This is a genomic window from Ralstonia edaphi (genome assembly GCF_958350185.1).
Classification (GTDB): Bacteria; Pseudomonadota; Gammaproteobacteria; order Burkholderiales; family Burkholderiaceae; genus Ralstonia; species Ralstonia edaphi.
Genome location: NZ_CATWHI010000003.1, coordinates 626,650 through 642,645 on the forward strand (window position 1 = coordinate 626,650; position 15,996 = coordinate 642,645).

At 65.7% G+C, this 15,996-nt stretch carries 14 protein-coding genes; 7 read left to right on the plus strand and 7 right to left on the minus strand.

What is annotated here, in order from left to right:
• Nucleotides 1-422: 422 nt before the first annotated feature.
• The 4 genes from R2669_RS13390 (at nucleotide 423) to R2669_RS13405 (ending at nucleotide 4,506) form a co-directional block, all read left to right on the plus strand.
• The gene (locus R2669_RS13390) at nucleotides 423-1,094 is read left to right on the plus strand and encodes a TetR family transcriptional regulator (RefSeq protein ID WP_147213444.1); all 672 of its coding nucleotides are present in this window, start codon (nucleotides 423-425) and stop codon (nucleotides 1,092-1,094) included.
• Nucleotides 1,091-1,984: a patatin-like phospholipase family protein gene (locus R2669_RS13395; RefSeq protein WP_027678632.1), complete on the plus strand. Its 894-nt coding sequence runs from the start codon at nucleotides 1,091-1,093 to the stop codon at nucleotides 1,982-1,984. The genes R2669_RS13390 and R2669_RS13395 overlap by 4 nt, the downstream gene beginning before the upstream one ends.
• Nucleotides 1,985-2,089: 105 nt before the next feature.
• Complete coding sequence (locus tag R2669_RS13400; protein ID WP_316900566.1) at nucleotides 2,090-3,514, plus strand: dihydrolipoyl dehydrogenase family protein; 1,425 nt, start codon at nucleotides 2,090-2,092, stop codon at nucleotides 3,512-3,514.
• Between the two features lie 101 nt (nucleotides 3,515-3,615).
• Entirely contained in the window at nucleotides 3,616-4,506 is an 891-nt protein-coding gene (locus R2669_RS13405; RefSeq protein WP_316900567.1) for a DODA-type extradiol aromatic ring-opening family dioxygenase, read from the plus strand.
• 31 nt (nucleotides 4,507-4,537) lie between these two features.
• Here R2669_RS13405 and R2669_RS13410 read toward each other — a convergent pair whose 3' ends face one another.
• Complete coding sequence (locus tag R2669_RS13410; RefSeq protein ID WP_147213467.1) at nucleotides 4,538-5,566, minus strand: D-2-hydroxyacid dehydrogenase family protein; 1,029 nt, start codon at nucleotides 5,564-5,566, stop codon at nucleotides 4,538-4,540.
• A gap of 426 nt (nucleotides 5,567-5,992) precedes the next feature.
• On the opposite strand from R2669_RS13410, the gene R2669_RS13415 reads away from it, so the two are divergent.
• The 3 genes from R2669_RS13415 to R2669_RS13425 all read left to right on the plus strand — a co-directional run bounded on the left by R2669_RS13415 (nucleotide 5,993) and on the right by R2669_RS13425 (nucleotide 10,127).
• The gene (locus R2669_RS13415; RefSeq protein WP_316900570.1) at nucleotides 5,993-7,861 is read left to right on the plus strand and encodes a phosphoenolpyruvate carboxykinase (GTP); all 1,869 of its coding nucleotides are present in this window, start codon (nucleotides 5,993-5,995) and stop codon (nucleotides 7,859-7,861) included.
• An 860-nt stretch (nucleotides 7,862-8,721) separates the two neighbouring features.
• Complete coding sequence (locus R2669_RS13420) at nucleotides 8,722-9,564, plus strand: winged helix-turn-helix domain-containing protein (protein WP_316875171.1); 843 nt, start codon at nucleotides 8,722-8,724, stop codon at nucleotides 9,562-9,564.
• Nucleotides 9,565-9,665: 101 nt separating this feature from the next.
• Nucleotides 9,666-10,127, plus strand: coding sequence for a DUF3617 domain-containing protein (locus tag R2669_RS13425; RefSeq protein ID WP_316900571.1), 462 nt, complete (start codon nucleotides 9,666-9,668; stop codon nucleotides 10,125-10,127).
• 69 nt (nucleotides 10,128-10,196) lie between these two features.
• Here R2669_RS13425 and otnI read toward each other — a convergent pair whose 3' ends face one another.
• The 6 genes from otnI to R2669_RS13455 form a co-directional block, all read right to left on the minus strand.
• Nucleotides 10,197-10,985: a 2-oxo-tetronate isomerase gene (gene otnI / locus R2669_RS13430; protein WP_316900573.1), complete on the minus strand. Its 789-nt coding sequence runs from the start codon at nucleotides 10,983-10,985 to the stop codon at nucleotides 10,197-10,199.
• Between the two features lie 23 nt (nucleotides 10,986-11,008).
• The gene (locus tag R2669_RS13435; RefSeq protein ID WP_316888949.1) at nucleotides 11,009-12,334 is read right to left on the minus strand and encodes an MFS transporter; all 1,326 of its coding nucleotides are present in this window, start codon (nucleotides 12,332-12,334) and stop codon (nucleotides 11,009-11,011) included.
• A 61-nt stretch (nucleotides 12,335-12,395) separates the two neighbouring features.
• A complete protein-coding gene (gene otnC / locus R2669_RS13440) occupies nucleotides 12,396-13,040 on the minus strand; it encodes a 3-oxo-tetronate 4-phosphate decarboxylase (protein WP_316900575.1) in 645 nt (214 codons plus the stop codon).
• The gene (gene otnK / locus R2669_RS13445; RefSeq protein ID WP_316900577.1) at nucleotides 13,037-14,350 is read right to left on the minus strand and encodes a 3-oxo-tetronate kinase; all 1,314 of its coding nucleotides are present in this window, start codon (nucleotides 14,348-14,350) and stop codon (nucleotides 13,037-13,039) included. The genes otnC and otnK overlap by 4 nt, the downstream gene beginning before the upstream one ends.
• The gene (gene ltnD, locus R2669_RS13450) at nucleotides 14,347-15,258 is read right to left on the minus strand and encodes an L-threonate dehydrogenase (RefSeq protein ID WP_316900579.1); all 912 of its coding nucleotides are present in this window, start codon (nucleotides 15,256-15,258) and stop codon (nucleotides 14,347-14,349) included. The genes otnK and ltnD overlap by 4 nt, the downstream gene beginning before the upstream one ends.
• 15 nt (nucleotides 15,259-15,273) lie before the next feature.
• Complete coding sequence (locus tag R2669_RS13455; protein ID WP_102064183.1) at nucleotides 15,274-15,990, minus strand: FadR/GntR family transcriptional regulator; 717 nt, start codon at nucleotides 15,988-15,990, stop codon at nucleotides 15,274-15,276.
• Nucleotides 15,991-15,996: the final 6 nt, after the last annotated feature.

Consider the following 15,996-nt stretch of genomic DNA (forward strand, 5'->3'; position numbering starts at 1 on the left):
TTTGCGACGAACTCGCAACAACTCGGACCAGAATGCTAAGACGCGGGAGCGATCGGCAGTCGATCTCCGGCCCGCTGACCGACAGACATGAAGTCGGCCCCGGGGCCGCTTGCCCGCATGGATGTGGCGCATACGGCCATGGGCAAGCGACGGAGTGCGCGCTATTATAGATACGTTCGCGTATGTATGTAAGTCTCGCCCTCGACGAATAGGGACTCCGTTGACACGTTTCCGGGGTTCGTAGCAATGACGGCGATCAAGCGAACAGGCTGCGCATACCGCGCTGCGACAAGCATTGTCAGCCAACGGACCTGCTGCCGCGTTGTGCGGGGCGCAATGGTGCGTTGCCTGGAATTGTGCATTGCACAAAAGCCAATCGAAAGAACGCCGGACGAGATACCCCGGCGTTCCTCTGGAAGATCATGGTCAGACGAACGAAGGAAGAAGCCCTGGAAACACGCAACCGCATTCTGGATGCGGCGGAAGACGTGTTCTATGCGCGCGGCGTGGCACGCACATCGCTGTCGGATATCGCGCAGGCCGCGGGCGTGACGCGCGGCGCTATCTATTGGCACTTCCGTAACAAGACCGACGTCTTCGCCGCCATGTGCGAGCGCGTGAAGCTGCCGATGGAGACCATGTGTACCCCACTTGGCGTGGAGGCCGATGACCCGCTGGGTGAACTGCGCACCGTGGGCAACTTCCTGCTGCGGCAACTCGTGGAAGACGCGCACTGGCGCAAGGTCTTCGAGATCATGTTCAACAAGTGCGAGTTCGTGGAGGACACAAGCCCCATCCTCAAGCGCCAGCAGGAATCGTTTGAGGAAGGCATGGCCCATCTGACGAGCATCATCGAGCAGGCGGCGCGGCGCGGGCAGTTGCCGGCCGACCTCGACATCCCGCTGGCCGTGGCGCATTTTCATGCGACATTCAACGGCATCATGGGCGATTACCTGTTCTACCCGGACGCCTCGAGCCTCGCCACCAAGCGCGAGCGCCTGCTGGACGCCTGCATCGACACCCTCAAATATGCGCCGTCGCTGCGGCTGGAGCCGGCAGCCGCAGCGGCCGCCCGCAGCGGGGCCTCGGCATGAGCGCGCCGGTGTTCGATCAGATGGTCTTTGCCGGCGGCGGCAATCGCTGCTGGTGGCAGGCCGGCTGGTGGGACGTCGTGCAGCCCGAACTGGGCCTGGCGCCGCGCGTGATTGCCGGCATCTCGGCCGGCGCGTCGACGGCGTGCATGCTGCATGCATGGAATTCGGCCGAGCTGATGGATTACTACGGCGAAGCCTTGCGCCAAAACACCCGCAACGCCCATTGGGGCAACCTGCTGCGCGGCGAGCGCGTGTTTCCCCACTACGGCATGTACCGCACGGCGCTGCTGACGGTGTTCGGCGAGGGCCGCTTCGCGCGGCTGGCGCAGGCGCCCGAGATCCGCATCGGCGTGGCGCATATCCCGCGCTGGCTGGGCGCACGCTCGGCGGTGGCGGCGGGGCTGATTGCGTACAACATCGAAAAGCACGTTCGCAAGACGCTGCACCCGACGCTGGGCAAGCGCCTCGGCTTCACGCCGGAAATCGTGCGCGCGCAGGATTGCGCCACACCGGAAGACCTGGCAGACCTGCTGCTGCAATCCGCTTCCACGCCGCCGTTCACGCCGGTGCTGCGGCGCGCGGGGCGGCCGGTGCTCGACGGCGGCATGGTCGACAACGTGCCGGTGCACGCGCTGGACGCCACGCCGGGCGACGCGCTGGTGCTGGTCACGCGCCTGTACCCGCGGCCGACGTATTTCCGCATGGACGTGCCGGTGGCCGACGGCGTGCAGCGCCGCTTTTATGTACAGCCCTCGCGCAAGGTGCCCATTTCGAGTTGGGATTACACCCGCCCCGGCGCCATGCGCGACGCCTATGCGCTCGGGCGTCATGACGGCGAAACCTTCCTGCGCGAACTTCCACGCGGGTTCGCCACGGCGGTGGCTGCGTAACCACCTCCTCCAAGACAGGCGGCGGGCGCGCCGCTTGCTCCACATGGCGCGCCCGCCGGCGTGCCACCAGGGTCGTCCGGCCGATGCTTCTTCGACGGACACTTCATGCCCGCAAACCCTGCACATGCGTTTGACCTGATCGTGATTGGCGCCGGTTCGGCCGGGCTCGCGGCTGCGCGTCGATCTGCGCAACTGGGCGCGCGCACGCTGCTGATCGATCGGGCGCAAGTGGGCGGCACCTGCGTCAACCGCGGGTGTGTGCCCAAGAAACTGCTCGGCTACGGCGCTGCCTGGTCGCAGGCGGTATCCCAATGCCTGCGCACCGCACGGTCCACCGATGCCTGGGCCGATGCCATCGCCCGCACGCGCGCCGAAGTTGCCCGCCTGCACGAAACGCATTTCGCGCACTTGGCCGATGCCGGTGTGCAGTGGCTGAGCGGCACCGCATCGCTGCGCGGGCGCGGCATCGTCCGGCTGCAAACCGAGTCCGGCAAAGCTACGCTGCGCGCGCGCCAGATCGTGCTGGCCGCCGGCGCGCGACCCACGCCGCTCCCCGTACCCGGCGCGGAGCTGGCCTGCACTTCCGACGACGTGTTCGGCTGGGACGCGCTGCCCGCCTCGCTCATCATCGCGGGCGGCGGTGTTGTCGCGGTGGAAATGGCGTCCACGCTGGCGCGCTTTGGCGTCCGGGTGACCGTGCTGACGCGCGATGCGCGCGTGCTGCCGGAATTTGATGCCACGGTGGGCGAGGCCGCCGCGCAGTCGCTGGCTGGCTGCGGCGTCGACCTGATCCTGAACGCCGACGTCGTCCGCATCGAACACGATGCCGTAAACGGCGGCGGCATGGCCGTCTACGCGAGCACCGAGGGCAGCGACGCTCTGCGCGTGCTCCGCGCCCAGCGTGTCATGAGCGCCATCGGCCGCGTGCCGAACCTTGCCGGCCTTGGCCTGGACGCGGCGGGCGTCACGCTCGATGCGCACGGGCGCATTGCCGTCGACCGCCACTTCCGTACGCGCGCCCGCGCCGTCCACGCAGTCGGCGACGTCTGCGGCAGCAGCCCGCTTCAATTGACGCCCGTGGCCGCGGCGCAGGGCCGCTACGTGGCCGAACGCCTGTTCGGCAAAGGCATCAAGCTGCCCGACATGAACACCGTGCCGATGGCCGTGTTCTGCGATCCGGCCATCGCCAGCGTGGGCCTGACCGAGGCCGACGCCCGCGCGCGCTGGCCTGAATTGGGCAAACGCGGCCCAGACACCGACAAACGCGCGCTCGCCGACCGCATCGACGTGGTCGTCCGCCGCTTTGTCTCGCTGGAACAGCGCTTTGCGGGCACGGGCATGGAGTCGCTGATCAAGCTGGTGTGCAACGCGCGCAGCGGCCGCGTGCTGGGCGCGCACATCGTCGACAACGCGGCGCCGGAGATCATCCAGGCGCTCACGGTGGCGGTGCGCATGGGCGTGCGGCTCAAGCATCTGCAGTCCACCGTGGGCCTGCACCCGACCGTGGCGGAAGAATTGCTGAGCATGTAAGCGCACTCATTCAATTTTCCTGATCCCGCCCTGCAAATCCATGCACGTTACTGGCGCGGCGTCGGCGCAGAATGACAGGCATATTCTTCAGGAAATTTGACATGCTCCCCGTGCTTTACCTGTCCCATGGGTCGCCCATGCTGGCGGCCGATCCCGGCCCCGTCGGCAAGATGCTCGCGGCGCTCGGGCAAGAGATGGCAGCCCTCAAGCCGCGCGCCATCGCTGTGGTTTCGCCGCACTGGATGACGCGCCGACCCGCCGTCACGGCGCGCGCGCAGCAGGAAGCCTGGCACGACTTCGGCGGCTTCCCGCCGCAGCTCTACGCCCTGGAATACGCCCCGCCGGGCGCGCCGGACTTGGCCGAACGCATCCGCACGCTGATCGACGGCAACATCGTCCCCGGGCTGGAAGAACAGGCCTCCACCGTGCTGGACCCGCGTCAGCCGCTGGACCACGGCGCCTGGGTGCCGCTGATGCTGATGTTTCCGGAGGCGAACATCCCCGTGGTGCAGGTGTCGTTGATGCCGGGCCTGTCGCCGGCGTGCCAGATGGCGATGGGGCGCACGCTCGCGCCGCTGCGCGACGAAGGCGTGCTGATCGTCGGCTCCGGCAGCTTCACGCACAACCTGCGCGCGCTGATGCGCGGCCCGGGCATGGCGCAGCACGGCGTGCCGGTCGAGCCGTGGGTGACGGCCTTCCGCGAATGGATGATCGAAACGATGACCGACGGCATCCGCAGCGGCGATTTCACCCGCTTCTGCGATTACCGCGCGCAAGCCCCGAACGCCGCCCACGCCCACCCGACCGACGAACACCTGATGCCGCTGTACGTGGCGCTGGGCGCCGCGATGGGGCAGCCGAGTCAGGCCACGCAGGGCGGCGTGCAGGCTCAGCACGTGGTCGATACGGTGACGTACGGATCGCTGGCGATGGACAGCTTCCGCTTTGACGGCGCAGGCGCCAATCAGCCGCAGCTGCGCGCCGCGGCTTGATTGATGGAAACGACGGGTAGAACGACTGGCGTTATGCGCGGATCAGCGCAGGCGCCAGTGCCGTCGGATTGACCACGCTGTCGACGTTGCCCTGCAGAACATCGAGGATGTTCTGGAACGCGATGCTGAAGTACAGCTCGTAACCTTCGCGCTCGACGTAGCCGATGTGCGGCGTGCAGATGCAGTTCTCCATGCGCAGCAAGGTGTGGCCTTGCAGGATGGGCTCCGTTTCAAACACGTCGATGGCCGCCATGCCGGGGCGCCCGCGGTTGAGCGACGTCACCAGGCCGTTTTCTTCCACCAGCTCGGCGCGGCTCGTGTTGACGAACAGGGCGGTCGGCTTCATGCGCGTGAGGTCGGCCACCGTCACGATGCCGCGCGTTTCGTCGTTCAGGCGCAGGTGGACGGACAGCACATCGGACTGCTCGAACAGCGCCTCCTTCGAGTCCGCCACGGCAAAGCCATCGGCACGCGCGCGTTCCTGCGATCCCTCGCGGCCCCACACCAGCACATTCATGCCGAAAGCACGGCCGTAGCCGGCCACGAGCTGGCCGATCTTTCCGTAGCCATAGATGCCCAGCGTCTGGCCCTTCAGGACGCGGCCGATGCCAAAGTTGGGCGGCATCGTCGTGGATTTCAGCCCCGATTGCTGCCACGCGCCGTGCTTGAGGCTCGCCACGTATTGCGGGATACGGCGCTGTGCGGCCATCACCAGCGCCCAGGTCAGCTCGGCCGGCGCCACGGGCGAGCCCTTGCCCTCCAGCACCACCACACCCTTGTCGGTGCAGGCATCCAGATCGATATGGCCGCCCGAATCGCGCGATACGCGGCCGGTCTGGCTGATGATCTTGAGTTTGGGCAGACGATCGAGCAGCTGACGCGTGACGCGCGTGCGCTCCCGGATCAGCACGATGGCTTCAACGTCCGCCACGCGTGCGGCCAATTGCCCCACGCCTTTGACGGTGTTGTTGAACACTTTGACTTCGTGGTCTTGCAGCAGGCTGAAGCAGTCCAGCTTGCGAACAGCGTCTTGGTAGTCGTCCAGTACGGCAATCTTCATCGACATCTCACTTCGAACAATGGTGCGCAGCAAAAAACAGCGATCCCTCGCGGTGGTATTCTTCCCATCCCTCGTCGCACGACAATCCGTGTCGACGTTCGGAATTGCCCGCCGCGGGCACGCAATTTGCGCAGCCCCGCTGGTGACGAGTCCTTGTTCTAGGGTCTGTTGACCTCGGTCCCGCCACTTTAGCGCACGCGGCCCCCGCTGCCCGGAAAAACCCACATTCCGCCAGCGCTCCGCTTTGTAACTGAATGTGAAATCAGCACGGCTACCGTCCCTCCGCCTGCCTCACCTCTCCCTCTGGAAATCGCTGATCCGGCTTGCTGCTGATGCGCCGTCGATCGCTTTCCACCCCGCCGCTCGGCGCGGCCACCGTGCTGATCCGACACCGATTTCTTTCTCACTTCCATTGGAGTTTTGGTCATGAATCAACCCGTGATGCAGGGCGTGCCCGCATTGAACGTGCCCGATTACGTGAAACACCCGCGCCTGATCGCGTGGGTGGGCGAGGTGGCGGCGCTCACCAAGCCAGAGCGCATCGTCTGGTGCGATGGTTCGCAAGAGGAATACGACCGCCTGTGCGCCGAAATGGTGGCCGCCGGCACGATGAAGCAGCTCAATCCGGCCAAGCGCAAGAACTCGTACTTGGCGCTGTCGGACCCGTCGGACGTGGCGCGCGTGGAAGACCGCACCTTCATCTGCTCGCAGAAGAAGGAAGACGCTGGCCCCACCAACAACTGGACGGCCCCGGCCGAAATGCGCCAGACGCTGAACGGCCTGTTTGACGGCAGCATGCGCGGCCGCACGCTGTACGTGGTGCCGTTCTCGATGGGCCCCCTGGGCTCGCCGATCGCACACATCGGCGTGGAGCTGTCGGACAGCCCGTATGTGGCCGTCAACATGCGCATCATGACCCGCATGGGCCGCCCGGTGTACGACGTGCTGGGCAGCGACGGCGATTTCGTGCCGTGCGTGCACACCGTCGGCAAGCCGCTCGCAGCCGGCGAGAAAGACGTACCGTGGCCGTGCAACCCGACCAAGTACATCGTGCATTTCCCGGAAACGCGCGAAATCTGGTCGTTCGGCTCCGGCTACGGCGGCAACGCGCTGCTGGGCAAGAAATGCTTCGCGCTGCGGATCGCCTCCACCATGGGCCGCGACCAGGGCTGGCTGGCCGAGCACATGCTGATCCTGGGCGTGACGTCGCCGGAAGGCAAGACGTATCACGTGGCGGCGGCCTTCCCGTCGGCCTGCGGCAAGACCAACTTTGCGATGCTGATTCCGCCTGCGGGCCTGAACGGCTGGAAGGTGACGACCATCGGCGACGACATCGCCTGGATCAAGCCCCGCCAGGACGCCAACGGCAAAACGCGCCTGTACGCCATCAACCCGGAAGCCGGCTACTTTGGCGTGGCCCCGGGCACGAGCGAGAAGACCAACTTCAACGCGATGGCCACGCTCAAAGAGAACGTCATCTTCACCAACGTGGCCCTGACCGACGACGGCGACGTGTGGTGGGAAGGCATGACCGACACGCCGCCGGCGCACCTGATCGACTGGCAAGGCCAGGACTGGACGCCCGAGACCGCCAAGGAAACCGGCCGCAAGGCTGCGCATCCGAACGCGCGTTTCACGGCGCCCGCCGCACAATGCCCGTCGATCGATCCGGAATGGGACAACCCGGCCGGCGTACCCATTGATGCGTTCATCTTCGGCGGCCGCCGTTCGACCACCGTGCCGCTCGTGACCGAAGCGCGCGACTGGACCGAAGGCGTGTACATGGCAGCCACGATGGGCTCGGAAACCACCGCCGCCGCTGCCGGCCAGCAAGGCGTGGTGCGCCGCGACCCGTTCGCCATGCTGCCGTTCTGCGGCTACAACATGGCCGACTACTTCGCGCACTGGCTCAAGCTCGGCGAGAAGCTGGCCGAGAGCGGCGCGACGCTGCCGAAGATCTTCTGCGTGAACTGGTTCCGCAAGGATGAAAACGGCAAGTTCGTGTGGCCGGGCTTTGGCGAGAACATGCGCGTGCTCAAGTGGATGGTCGATCGCATCGAAGGCCAGGCACAGGGCGAGGAGCACGTCTTCGGTGTGTCGCCGCGCTACGAAGAACTGAGCTGGGATGGCCTGGACTTCACGGCCGAGCAGTTCGCCAAGGTGATCTCGCTGGACGCAGCGGCCTGGAAGCAGGAGCTGGCGCTGCACGACGAGCTGTTCACGAAACTGGCGCACGGCCTGCCGCAAGCGCTGCCCGAGGCTAAAACCCGCCTCGAAGAACGCCTGGACAGCTGACACCGGCAGCCGCCTCGGCATCAGGACAAAGCCCGCCTCGCGCGGGCTTTTTTTCCGCCCGCAGAAGGTTGCCCAAACAATGGGCAGTAATCCTAAAGTTTTAAATCGCGTGAATTACCCCTGCCAGCAAAACAGATCAATTGATTTTTAGCGAATCAATTTGTTTTGTAAAAAATACCGACGCGCACATGAGAGCAGCCATTATGGCGGCGCGAGCATAATCGTCATGCATTTATGCCGGGTTTGAATCATTGCCCGCATGGTATCGGCCAAGAACGTTGCCTGGCATAGCTTTATGAAGAATGCATGTCAACTGCGGCACCCCAATGCGTGTCGGGTTGAATGAATTTCCAAATTTTAAAATTCTTGCGTGACGAATCCCTACGGGATTCTTATAATCCGGCAAAACGGAATCCTTTCTCTCTGAGCCAGAGGGGGGTTCATGACTAGAGGAAACGGGAAAGGGCGAACAAGCCTTATGCCAACGGAGGTGGGGGATCCCTACTTCCCCGGCGCTCGGGGGGGCGCCGGCTCGGATTGCGCGCAGACAACGCCGCAAACTGTGCAAACGATTGCATGGTTCGGCACGCTGCGGCAGGCGCCGAGGGGTTTGCAGACCTTTCTCAGGACCACCCTGGACACCACCCAGGAGGCTCCGCTGGCGATCGTCGACGGGAACCGCAGCATGACGATCCGCGCAAGGCCGACGGCCAGGCAACAGCGCCCGCAAGAAACGACATGCGAGCACAAGCGCAACTGCCCGCATGGCACTCATAACAACGCGCACCGCAGACAGCAGAGCGCAGCCGCAAGGCTGCTCGCCGGAGTGTGTCGGCTGGTTAGACGGGAGGTATAACAAAGTGGGTATTCAGATCTTGCTGGTCGAACAAGACCAGGCAGAGGGGGAGCGTCTGTCGTTTTCCCTGCGTGATGGTGGACACGATGTTCAACGGGTCAGCCATCCGGGCCAGGCGCAGGCGGCCATCCTGGCCGCCATGCCCGAGCTTCTCCTCATGGAGTGGACGTGGCCCGAGCGCGAGTCGATCGACATGCTGCTGGCGTTGCGCGCCAACATGCAGACGCGCGGCCTGCCGGTCATCGTGCTGTCCCGTCATGGCGATGCGCGCGCCAAGATTGCCGCGCTGGACGCCGGTGCCGACGACTACGTCGTCAAGCCGTGCGACACGGGCGAGCTGCATGCCCGTATCCGCGCCGTACTGCGCCGCCGCGCGCCGCATCAGCATGGCGACGACATCCTGCAGGTCAACGGCCTGCGCCTCGATCCGCTGACGCTGGGCGTGACCGCACAAACCGACACCGGCCCGCGCGCCATTCCACTCAGCCCGCTGGAATTCCGCCTGCTGCACTTTCTCGTCGCGCATCCGCAACGCGTGCATTCGCGCACGCAACTGCTGGATCGCGTGTGGGGCAACCATGTCTTCGTGGGTGAGCGCACGGTCGATGTGCACGTGCGCAAGCTGCGCGTGGCGCTGGCCGGCACGCCGTGCGATGGCCTGATCCAGACGGTGCGCGGCGGCGGCTATCGCCTCGTTGTCGGCACCAGCGGCGCAACGGCCATACATGCGGCCGAAGCGATCGGCCTGCAGCTCGAAGCCGCGACCCGCAAGGCCGAACTGCCGTCGTATGGCCACATGCCGACATCGCGTTCGCTGGCCAAGGAACCGGTGCGCCTGGGCGCCTGAGCCCAGGTCGATCCAACGCATCGCGCGTCCCCGACGCCCATCGCCGCTCATGCCGGGCGGGGATGGGCGTCGCGTCATCTCATCCGTTCAAGGTATCCAATATGAAGCTGTGGCACAGCGGTGTACTGCTGGCTGGACTGGCGCTGGGCGCGCACGCGCAGGAAGTCACGCCAGGTTTGTGGGAAAGCACGGCGAGCGTGACGCTGAACGGCAAGCCGTTGCCGCACTTTGACGAGCAAGGCCGCCAAGTACCGAGCCGCCCCGAACGCGGCTGCCTGAGCGCCAACGATGCCGGGGACGTGCGCGCCATGTTCGAGCGTTCCATTCGCCGCGATCAACAAGGCTGCAAGCTCACGCGCTGGAACTACACGCTCGGCACGCTCAAGGTAACGCTGTCGTGCGAAGACCCGCAAGGCGGCAAGGGCGTGCTGGAAGCGAGCGGCCCGCTGACGTCGACGTCGTACAACATCAGCGGCAATGGGCAGTATCAGCATCCGCAGTTCGGACCGATGAAGAGCGGCTTCCACTACCAGGGCCGCTACCTCGGCGCGTGCAAGTCGTAAGCGGCGCGCCAAAACACAACGGCCGGACTGCACACGCAGCGCCGGCCGTTTTTGTTTGGGGAAGCCCGATCAGCGTTGGCTCTCACGCCAGCGCTTGAGCCAGCCGAGCCCTTCGCTGGTGCCGGCACGGGGCCGATACTCGCAGCCGACCCAGCCGTTGTAGCCAAGCGCATCCAGCAACGCAAAGAGGTGCGGATAGTGCAGCTCGCCTTCGTCCGGTTCGTGGCGATCGGGCACGCCGGCGATCTGCACGTGGCCCACACCATCGACGTACTGCTTGAGCTTGACCGACAGATCGCCCTCCATGATCTGCGCGTGGTACAGGTCGAACTGCACCTTGACGTTGGCCGCGCCGACTTCCTTGCACACCGCATGCGCCTGCGCCTGGTGCGTGAGGAAGAAGCCCGGCATGTCGCGCGTGTTGATGGGTTCCAGCACGATGGTGACACCCGCGCCGGCAGCCTCGCGCGCAGCGTAGGCGACGTTGCTCACGTAGGTGGCGTGATGGCGTGCGCGGTCTGCACCGGCGGGCAGCAGGCCGGCCATGACGTGCAGGCGCGTGTTGCCCAGCACCTGCGCATACTCCAGCGCCGTGGCAATGCCGCGCTTGAATTCGTCTTCGCGACCGGGCAATGAGGCGATGCCTCGCTCGCCGCCCGCCCAATCGCCCGGCGGGGCATTGAATAGCGCTTGCGTGAGCCCAGCGTCGTCAAGACGGGCGCGGATATCGGCCTTGTCGAAGTCGTAAGGAAAGAGAAACTCCACGCCCTCGAAGCCGTCTTTTGCCGCGGCGGCAAAGCGGTCGAGGAACGCGTGCTCCTGGTACATCATGGACAGGTTGGCGGCAAAGCGCGGCATGACAGACCTCTGAATACGATTGCTTATTTATTGACCAGCTTGGGCGGCGTGCGCAACACGGCAATGCAGCCAAGTACCAGCACGCCCGCCAGCGCATACATGCCGGCGGATGTGCTGCCCGTCATGTCCTTGAGCGCACCGATCATATAGGGGCTCACGAACCCGGCCAAGTTGCCGACCGAGTTGATGGCGGCAATGCCGGCCGCAGCAGCGGTGCCTTGCAGGAACGCCGTGGGCAGCGACCAGAACAGCGGCGCACACGTCAGCACACCCGCGGCAGCCAATGAGAGGAACACGATCGACAGCGCCACGTTGTGCCCGGCGGTCGCCACCACGGCAAACCCGACTGCGCCCATCAGCGCCGGCACAACAAGGTGCCAGCGACGCTCGCGTCGTGCATCGGCGCTGCGGCCGATCAGCACCATGGTGATCGCCGCACAGACATACGGAATGGCGGACAGCACGCCCACCATCAGGGTGTCTTTCACACCGGCGTTCTTCACCAGCGTCGGCATCCAGAACGTCAAGCCGTACTGGCCCATGACGAAGGCGAAGTAGATCAGGCTCATCATCCACACGCGCGGATCGGAGAACACCTTGCCGATGCCGGGGTGCTCGGTCTTGCCTTTGTTATCGGCCGCAATGTTGGCTTCGAGGATCTGCTTTTCGTCTTCCGACAGCCACTTGGCCTTGCGGATGCTGTCATCGAACTTCCAGAGCACCAGCAGCCCAACCAGCACGGCAGGGATGGCTTCGATCACGAACATCCACTGCCAGCCCTGCCAGCCGTCGCCGGCGCCCACCCCGTGAAATGCGCTCATGATCCAGCCCGACAGCGGGTTGCCGAAGATGCCTGAGATGGGAATCGCCGCCATGAACATCGCCACGATGCGTGCGCGGCGGTGCGACGGATACCAGTACGTCAGGTACAGGATGATGCCGGGGTAGAAGCCGGCCTCTGCCAGGCCCAGGAGAAAGCGCATCACATAGAACTGGGTGGGCGTCTGCACGAATGCGAACGCGCCGGAGATCAAGCCCCACGTGATCATGATCCGCGCGATCCAGATGCGCGCGCCGATCTTGTTCATCAGCAGGTTGCTCGGCACCTCGAAGAGGAAATAGCCGATGAAGAAGATGCCGGCACCCAGCCCGTAGACCGTCTCCGAAAAATTCAGCGCCTGCGACATCTGCAGCTTCGCAAACCCGACGTTCACGCGGTCGAGGTACGCGACCACGTAGCAGAGCATGATGAGCGGGACGATGCGACGCGACACGCGCGCATAGACGCTGTCCTCTTTTGAAACGGCGTGCGAAGGCAACGCCGCCGTGGTGGCGGTCGAGGTGTTCATGTGGTCTCCGGTGTAGGTTTTATGTGGGCCGGGCAGCGGGCTACCGATTTGCTCCTGATCGCTACCAACGGGCTCCGAACGTCTGGCGCAGTTCGTCGACCTGCGCGTCGGACAGCGGTGCCGGCTTGGGTTCGGTCATCAACCAAAGCCGTGCGGTTTCTTCCAGTTCTTCCAGCGCGTACGCCGCGTTCGACACCGAGCCGTGCCACACCACGGGCCCCAGCCGGTCGAGCAGCACGGCACGCACGTCGCAGGCCAGCTCGGCAATCTGCGCAGCGACATCCGGATGCCCCGGCCGCTGATAACGGACAAGCGGCACGTGGCCAACCTTCATCACGTAGTACGGCGTAATGGGCGGCAGCACGTCGGCTTCATGCCAGACGCCCGCCAGCGTAAGCGCCACGAGATGCGTCGAATGCGTGTGCACCACGGCATGCGCGTCGGCATTGCGGTCGTAGATGCCGCGATGCAGGGCGAGCGTTTTCGATGGTTTGTCGCCGCCGACCCACTCGCCTGTCGCCAGCACCTTGGCAATGCGCGCCGGGTCCAGCGTGCCAAGGCAGGCGTCGGTGGGGGTGATGAGCCAGCCGTCAGGCAGGCGCGCGCTGATGTTGCCCGCAGTGCCGACGGTGTAACCACGCGCATACAGGCTCTGGCCGACGCGGGCGATCTCTTCACGCAGCGCGTTTTCGTTCGTTGCAGTCATGCGACCGGCTCCGTCGTGGCGTGCGCCAGCTGCGCGAGCGCCTTCTCGAAGAAATCCACCGTCCCGAAATTGCCGGACTTCAATGCCAGTGCAACGGGGTCGTTGTCGATCGTGGCCGTCCAGGGCACGCCCGGATCAATCTGCGGGCCGATGCGCAGCGCGCTCACATCCAGCGCCTGCACCACCGCGCCCGAGGTCTCGCCGCCAGCCACCACGAAGCGGCGCACGCCGTCGGCATGCAGCGTGCGCGCGATGCGGCCCAGTGCGTCTTCCACCAACTTGCCGGCGCGCTCCACGCCCAGCGCCTTCTGTACGTGGGCCACTTGCTCCGGCGCACTGGTGGCGTACACCAACACCGTCTGACCTGCGTGGCGATGCACGAAATCGAGCGCCTCGACCACCACCGGTTTGCCTTCAGCCAACGCCAGCGGATCAACCTGGAACGCCGGGCGCGAGGCACGCCAGTGCGCCACCTGGGCATTCGTCGCGCGCGAGCAGCTGCCCGACAGCACGATCGCCGAATCGGCCACCGCGGGCAGCTGCGCCGCGTTGCCCTGCGCGGTAATCAGCCCTGCGCGGCGATATTGCGCCGGCAGGCCCAGCGCCAGGCCCGAGCCGCCCGTCAGCAGCGGCAGGTCGGCAAACGCCTCGCCCAGCACGATGAGGTCGTCGTTCGAAATGGCATCGGCAATTGCCAGCTTCACGCCGTCGGCGCGCAGTTGCTGGGCCTGGTCGCGCGCAGCCTGCGCACCGCGCATGATGGCGTCGTAACGCAGCAGGCCGACCTTGCCCGCACTCTGGCGCGCGAGCACCGACACGAGGTTCGGATCGCGCATCGGCGTCAGCGGATGGTGCTCCATGCCCGACGCGTTGAGCAGCACGTCACCCACGAACAGATGGCCACGGAAGATCGTGCGGCCGTTTTCCGGAAACGCCGGGCAGGCCAATGTGAAATCGGTACCCAGCTCAGCCATCAACGCTTCGGCCACGGGGCCGATGTTGCCGGCATCGGTGGAATCGAAGGTCGAGCAGTATTTGAAAAAGAAGCGCGAGCAGCCTTGCGCGCGCAGCCAGTGCAGTGCATTCAACGACTGCGCCACGGCATCGGCCGCGGCAATCGTGCGCGACTTGAGCGCAACGACGATCGCATCGGCATCCGCCGCGATGGCCTCGCCGCCAGCCTGCGGCACACCAATGGTCTGCACCGTGCGCATGCCGGCGCGCACGAGCATGTTGGCAAGGTCGGTCGCACCGGTGAAGTCGTCGGCGATGCAACCGAGGACTGGGCGGGAGGTCTGCGCAACGCTCATTTCGATTGGCCCTCCGGCAACGTGATGCCCGGGAAGATCTTGATGACGGCCGAATCGTCTTCCTTCGCATAACCGGCCGTGGATGCCTGCATGAACATCTGATGCGCGGTAGCCGCCAGCGGCAGCGGAAACTTGGTCGCGCGCGCGGTATCGAGCACCAAGCCCAGATCCTTGACGAAGATGTCGACGGCGGACAGCGGCGTGTAATCGCCGGCCAGCACGTGGGCCATGCGGTTTTCGAACATCCAGCTGTTGCCCGCGCTATGCGTGATGACTTCGTACAGCGCATCCGCTGCCACGCCTTCGCGCAGGCCCAGGGCCATGGCTTCGGCGGCGGCGGCGATGTGCACGCCGGCCAGCAGCTGGTTGATGATCTTGACCTTGCTGCCCGCGCCCGCCTTGTCACCCAGGCGATAGACCTTGCCGGCCATGGCGTCGAGCACATGGCCCGCTGCCGCATATGCCTCGGGCGTGGCCGAGGTCATCATGGTCATCTGGCCCGAGGCAGCCTTGGCCGCCCCGCCGGAGATGGGGCCATCCACATACAGAATGCCAAGTTGCGCGAGACGCGCCTCCAGCGCAATCGACCAGTTCGGGTCGACCGTAGAACACATGACGAAGGTGCTGCCCGGTCGCATGGCGGCCGCTGCACCGGCCTCTCCGAACAGCACAGCTTCGGTCTGCGCGGCGTTGACCACCACCGAGACCACCACGTCCACGCCCGCCGCCACCTCGGCTGGCGTTGCACAGGCCACGCCGCCTTCCTTGGCGAAATCCGCCGCGGCGCCGGGGCGCGCGTCGCAGGCATGCACGGTGTAGCCGTGATTGCGCAGGGTCTTGGCAATGCCCAGGCCCATGGCGCCCAGTCCAATCACGCCGACCTTCCGGTCAGCCATCGATTGCGTCATGAATGACTCCAGAAATCAGTCTTGCGCCACGTCGCGCCCTTCGGCCAGACGACGAGCGGCATTGAACATGTGGGTCTGCGCGGCATTGCGTGCAGCCAATGCGTCGCGGTGGCGGATGGCCTCGACCATCGCGCGGTGCTCGTCGCGGACCTGGCGGGCGAAGTCTTCACGGCGCGCTTCGTTGCTGCGCGTCACGCCGATCGCTTCCTCCAGGTATTGGCTGAAGAAGCCAAGCGCCTGCACGAGGAACGGATTGCCGCTGGCCGCCGCGATGGCATGGTGAAAGCGCAGGTCTTCGGTCACGCCGTCACCGCCGGCCGCCACGGCAGCGTCAATACCGTCGAGTGCGGCGTCGATCTCGATCATCTCGGCCTCGGTGCGACGCTGGGCGGCCAGCGCGGCGCCTTCGGCCTCCAGCGCGCGGCGCAGTTCGATGATGTGCAGCACGGCGTCGATCGACCCGGCCTGCGCAGCATCGATCCGCAGCGGCTTGAGGCCGGCCTGCTGCGTGACGTACACGCCGCTGCCCTGGCGGGCTTCGACCACGCCTTCGTGGCGCAGCCGTGAGATGGCCTCGCGAATCACGGTACGGCTGACACCGAATTCCTGCCCGAGCACGGTTTCGGAAGGCATGCGTTCGCCGCGGCGCAGTTCGCCCGCGTCGATCTTGTCCATCAGGGTCTGGGCCACGCGGTCGGACAGGGAGGGCGCGGCGTCGAGTCGTTCAAACATGGGGCA

What these genes read in the sequence shown, in the direction of transcription:
- R2669_RS13400 (WP_316900566.1), top strand. Translation starts at nt 2,090, where the DNA reads ATGCCCGCAAACCCTGCACATGCGTTTGACCTGATCGTGATTGGCGCC.
- R2669_RS13435 (WP_316888949.1), bottom strand. Translation starts at nt 12,334, where the DNA reads ATGAACACCTCGACCGCCACCACGGCGGCGTTGCCTTCGCACGCCGTT.
- R2669_RS13415 (WP_316900570.1), top strand. Translation starts at nt 5,993, where the DNA reads ATGAATCAACCCGTGATGCAGGGCGTGCCCGCATTGAACGTGCCCGAT.
- otnI (WP_316900573.1), bottom strand. Translation starts at nt 10,985, where the DNA reads ATGCCGCGCTTTGCCGCCAACCTGTCCATGATGTACCAGGAGCACGCG.
- otnK (WP_316900577.1), bottom strand. Translation starts at nt 14,350, where the DNA reads ATGAGCGTTGCGCAGACCTCCCGCCCAGTCCTCGGTTGCATCGCCGAC.
- R2669_RS13390 (WP_147213444.1), top strand. Translation starts at nt 423, where the DNA reads ATGGTCAGACGAACGAAGGAAGAAGCCCTGGAAACACGCAACCGCATT.
- R2669_RS13425 (WP_316900571.1), top strand. Translation starts at nt 9,666, where the DNA reads ATGAAGCTGTGGCACAGCGGTGTACTGCTGGCTGGACTGGCGCTGGGC.
- ltnD (WP_316900579.1), bottom strand. Translation starts at nt 15,258, where the DNA reads ATGACGCAATCGATGGCTGACCGGAAGGTCGGCGTGATTGGACTGGGC.
- otnC (WP_316900575.1), bottom strand. Translation starts at nt 13,040, where the DNA reads ATGACTGCAACGAACGAAAACGCGCTGCGTGAAGAGATCGCCCGCGTC.
- R2669_RS13455 (WP_102064183.1), bottom strand. Translation starts at nt 15,990, where the DNA reads ATGTTTGAACGACTCGACGCCGCGCCCTCCCTGTCCGACCGCGTGGCC.
- R2669_RS13405 (WP_316900567.1), top strand. Translation starts at nt 3,616, where the DNA reads ATGCTCCCCGTGCTTTACCTGTCCCATGGGTCGCCCATGCTGGCGGCC.
- R2669_RS13410 (WP_147213467.1), bottom strand. Translation starts at nt 5,566, where the DNA reads ATGAAGATTGCCGTACTGGACGACTACCAAGACGCTGTTCGCAAGCTG.
- R2669_RS13395 (WP_027678632.1), top strand. Translation starts at nt 1,091, where the DNA reads ATGAGCGCGCCGGTGTTCGATCAGATGGTCTTTGCCGGCGGCGGCAAT.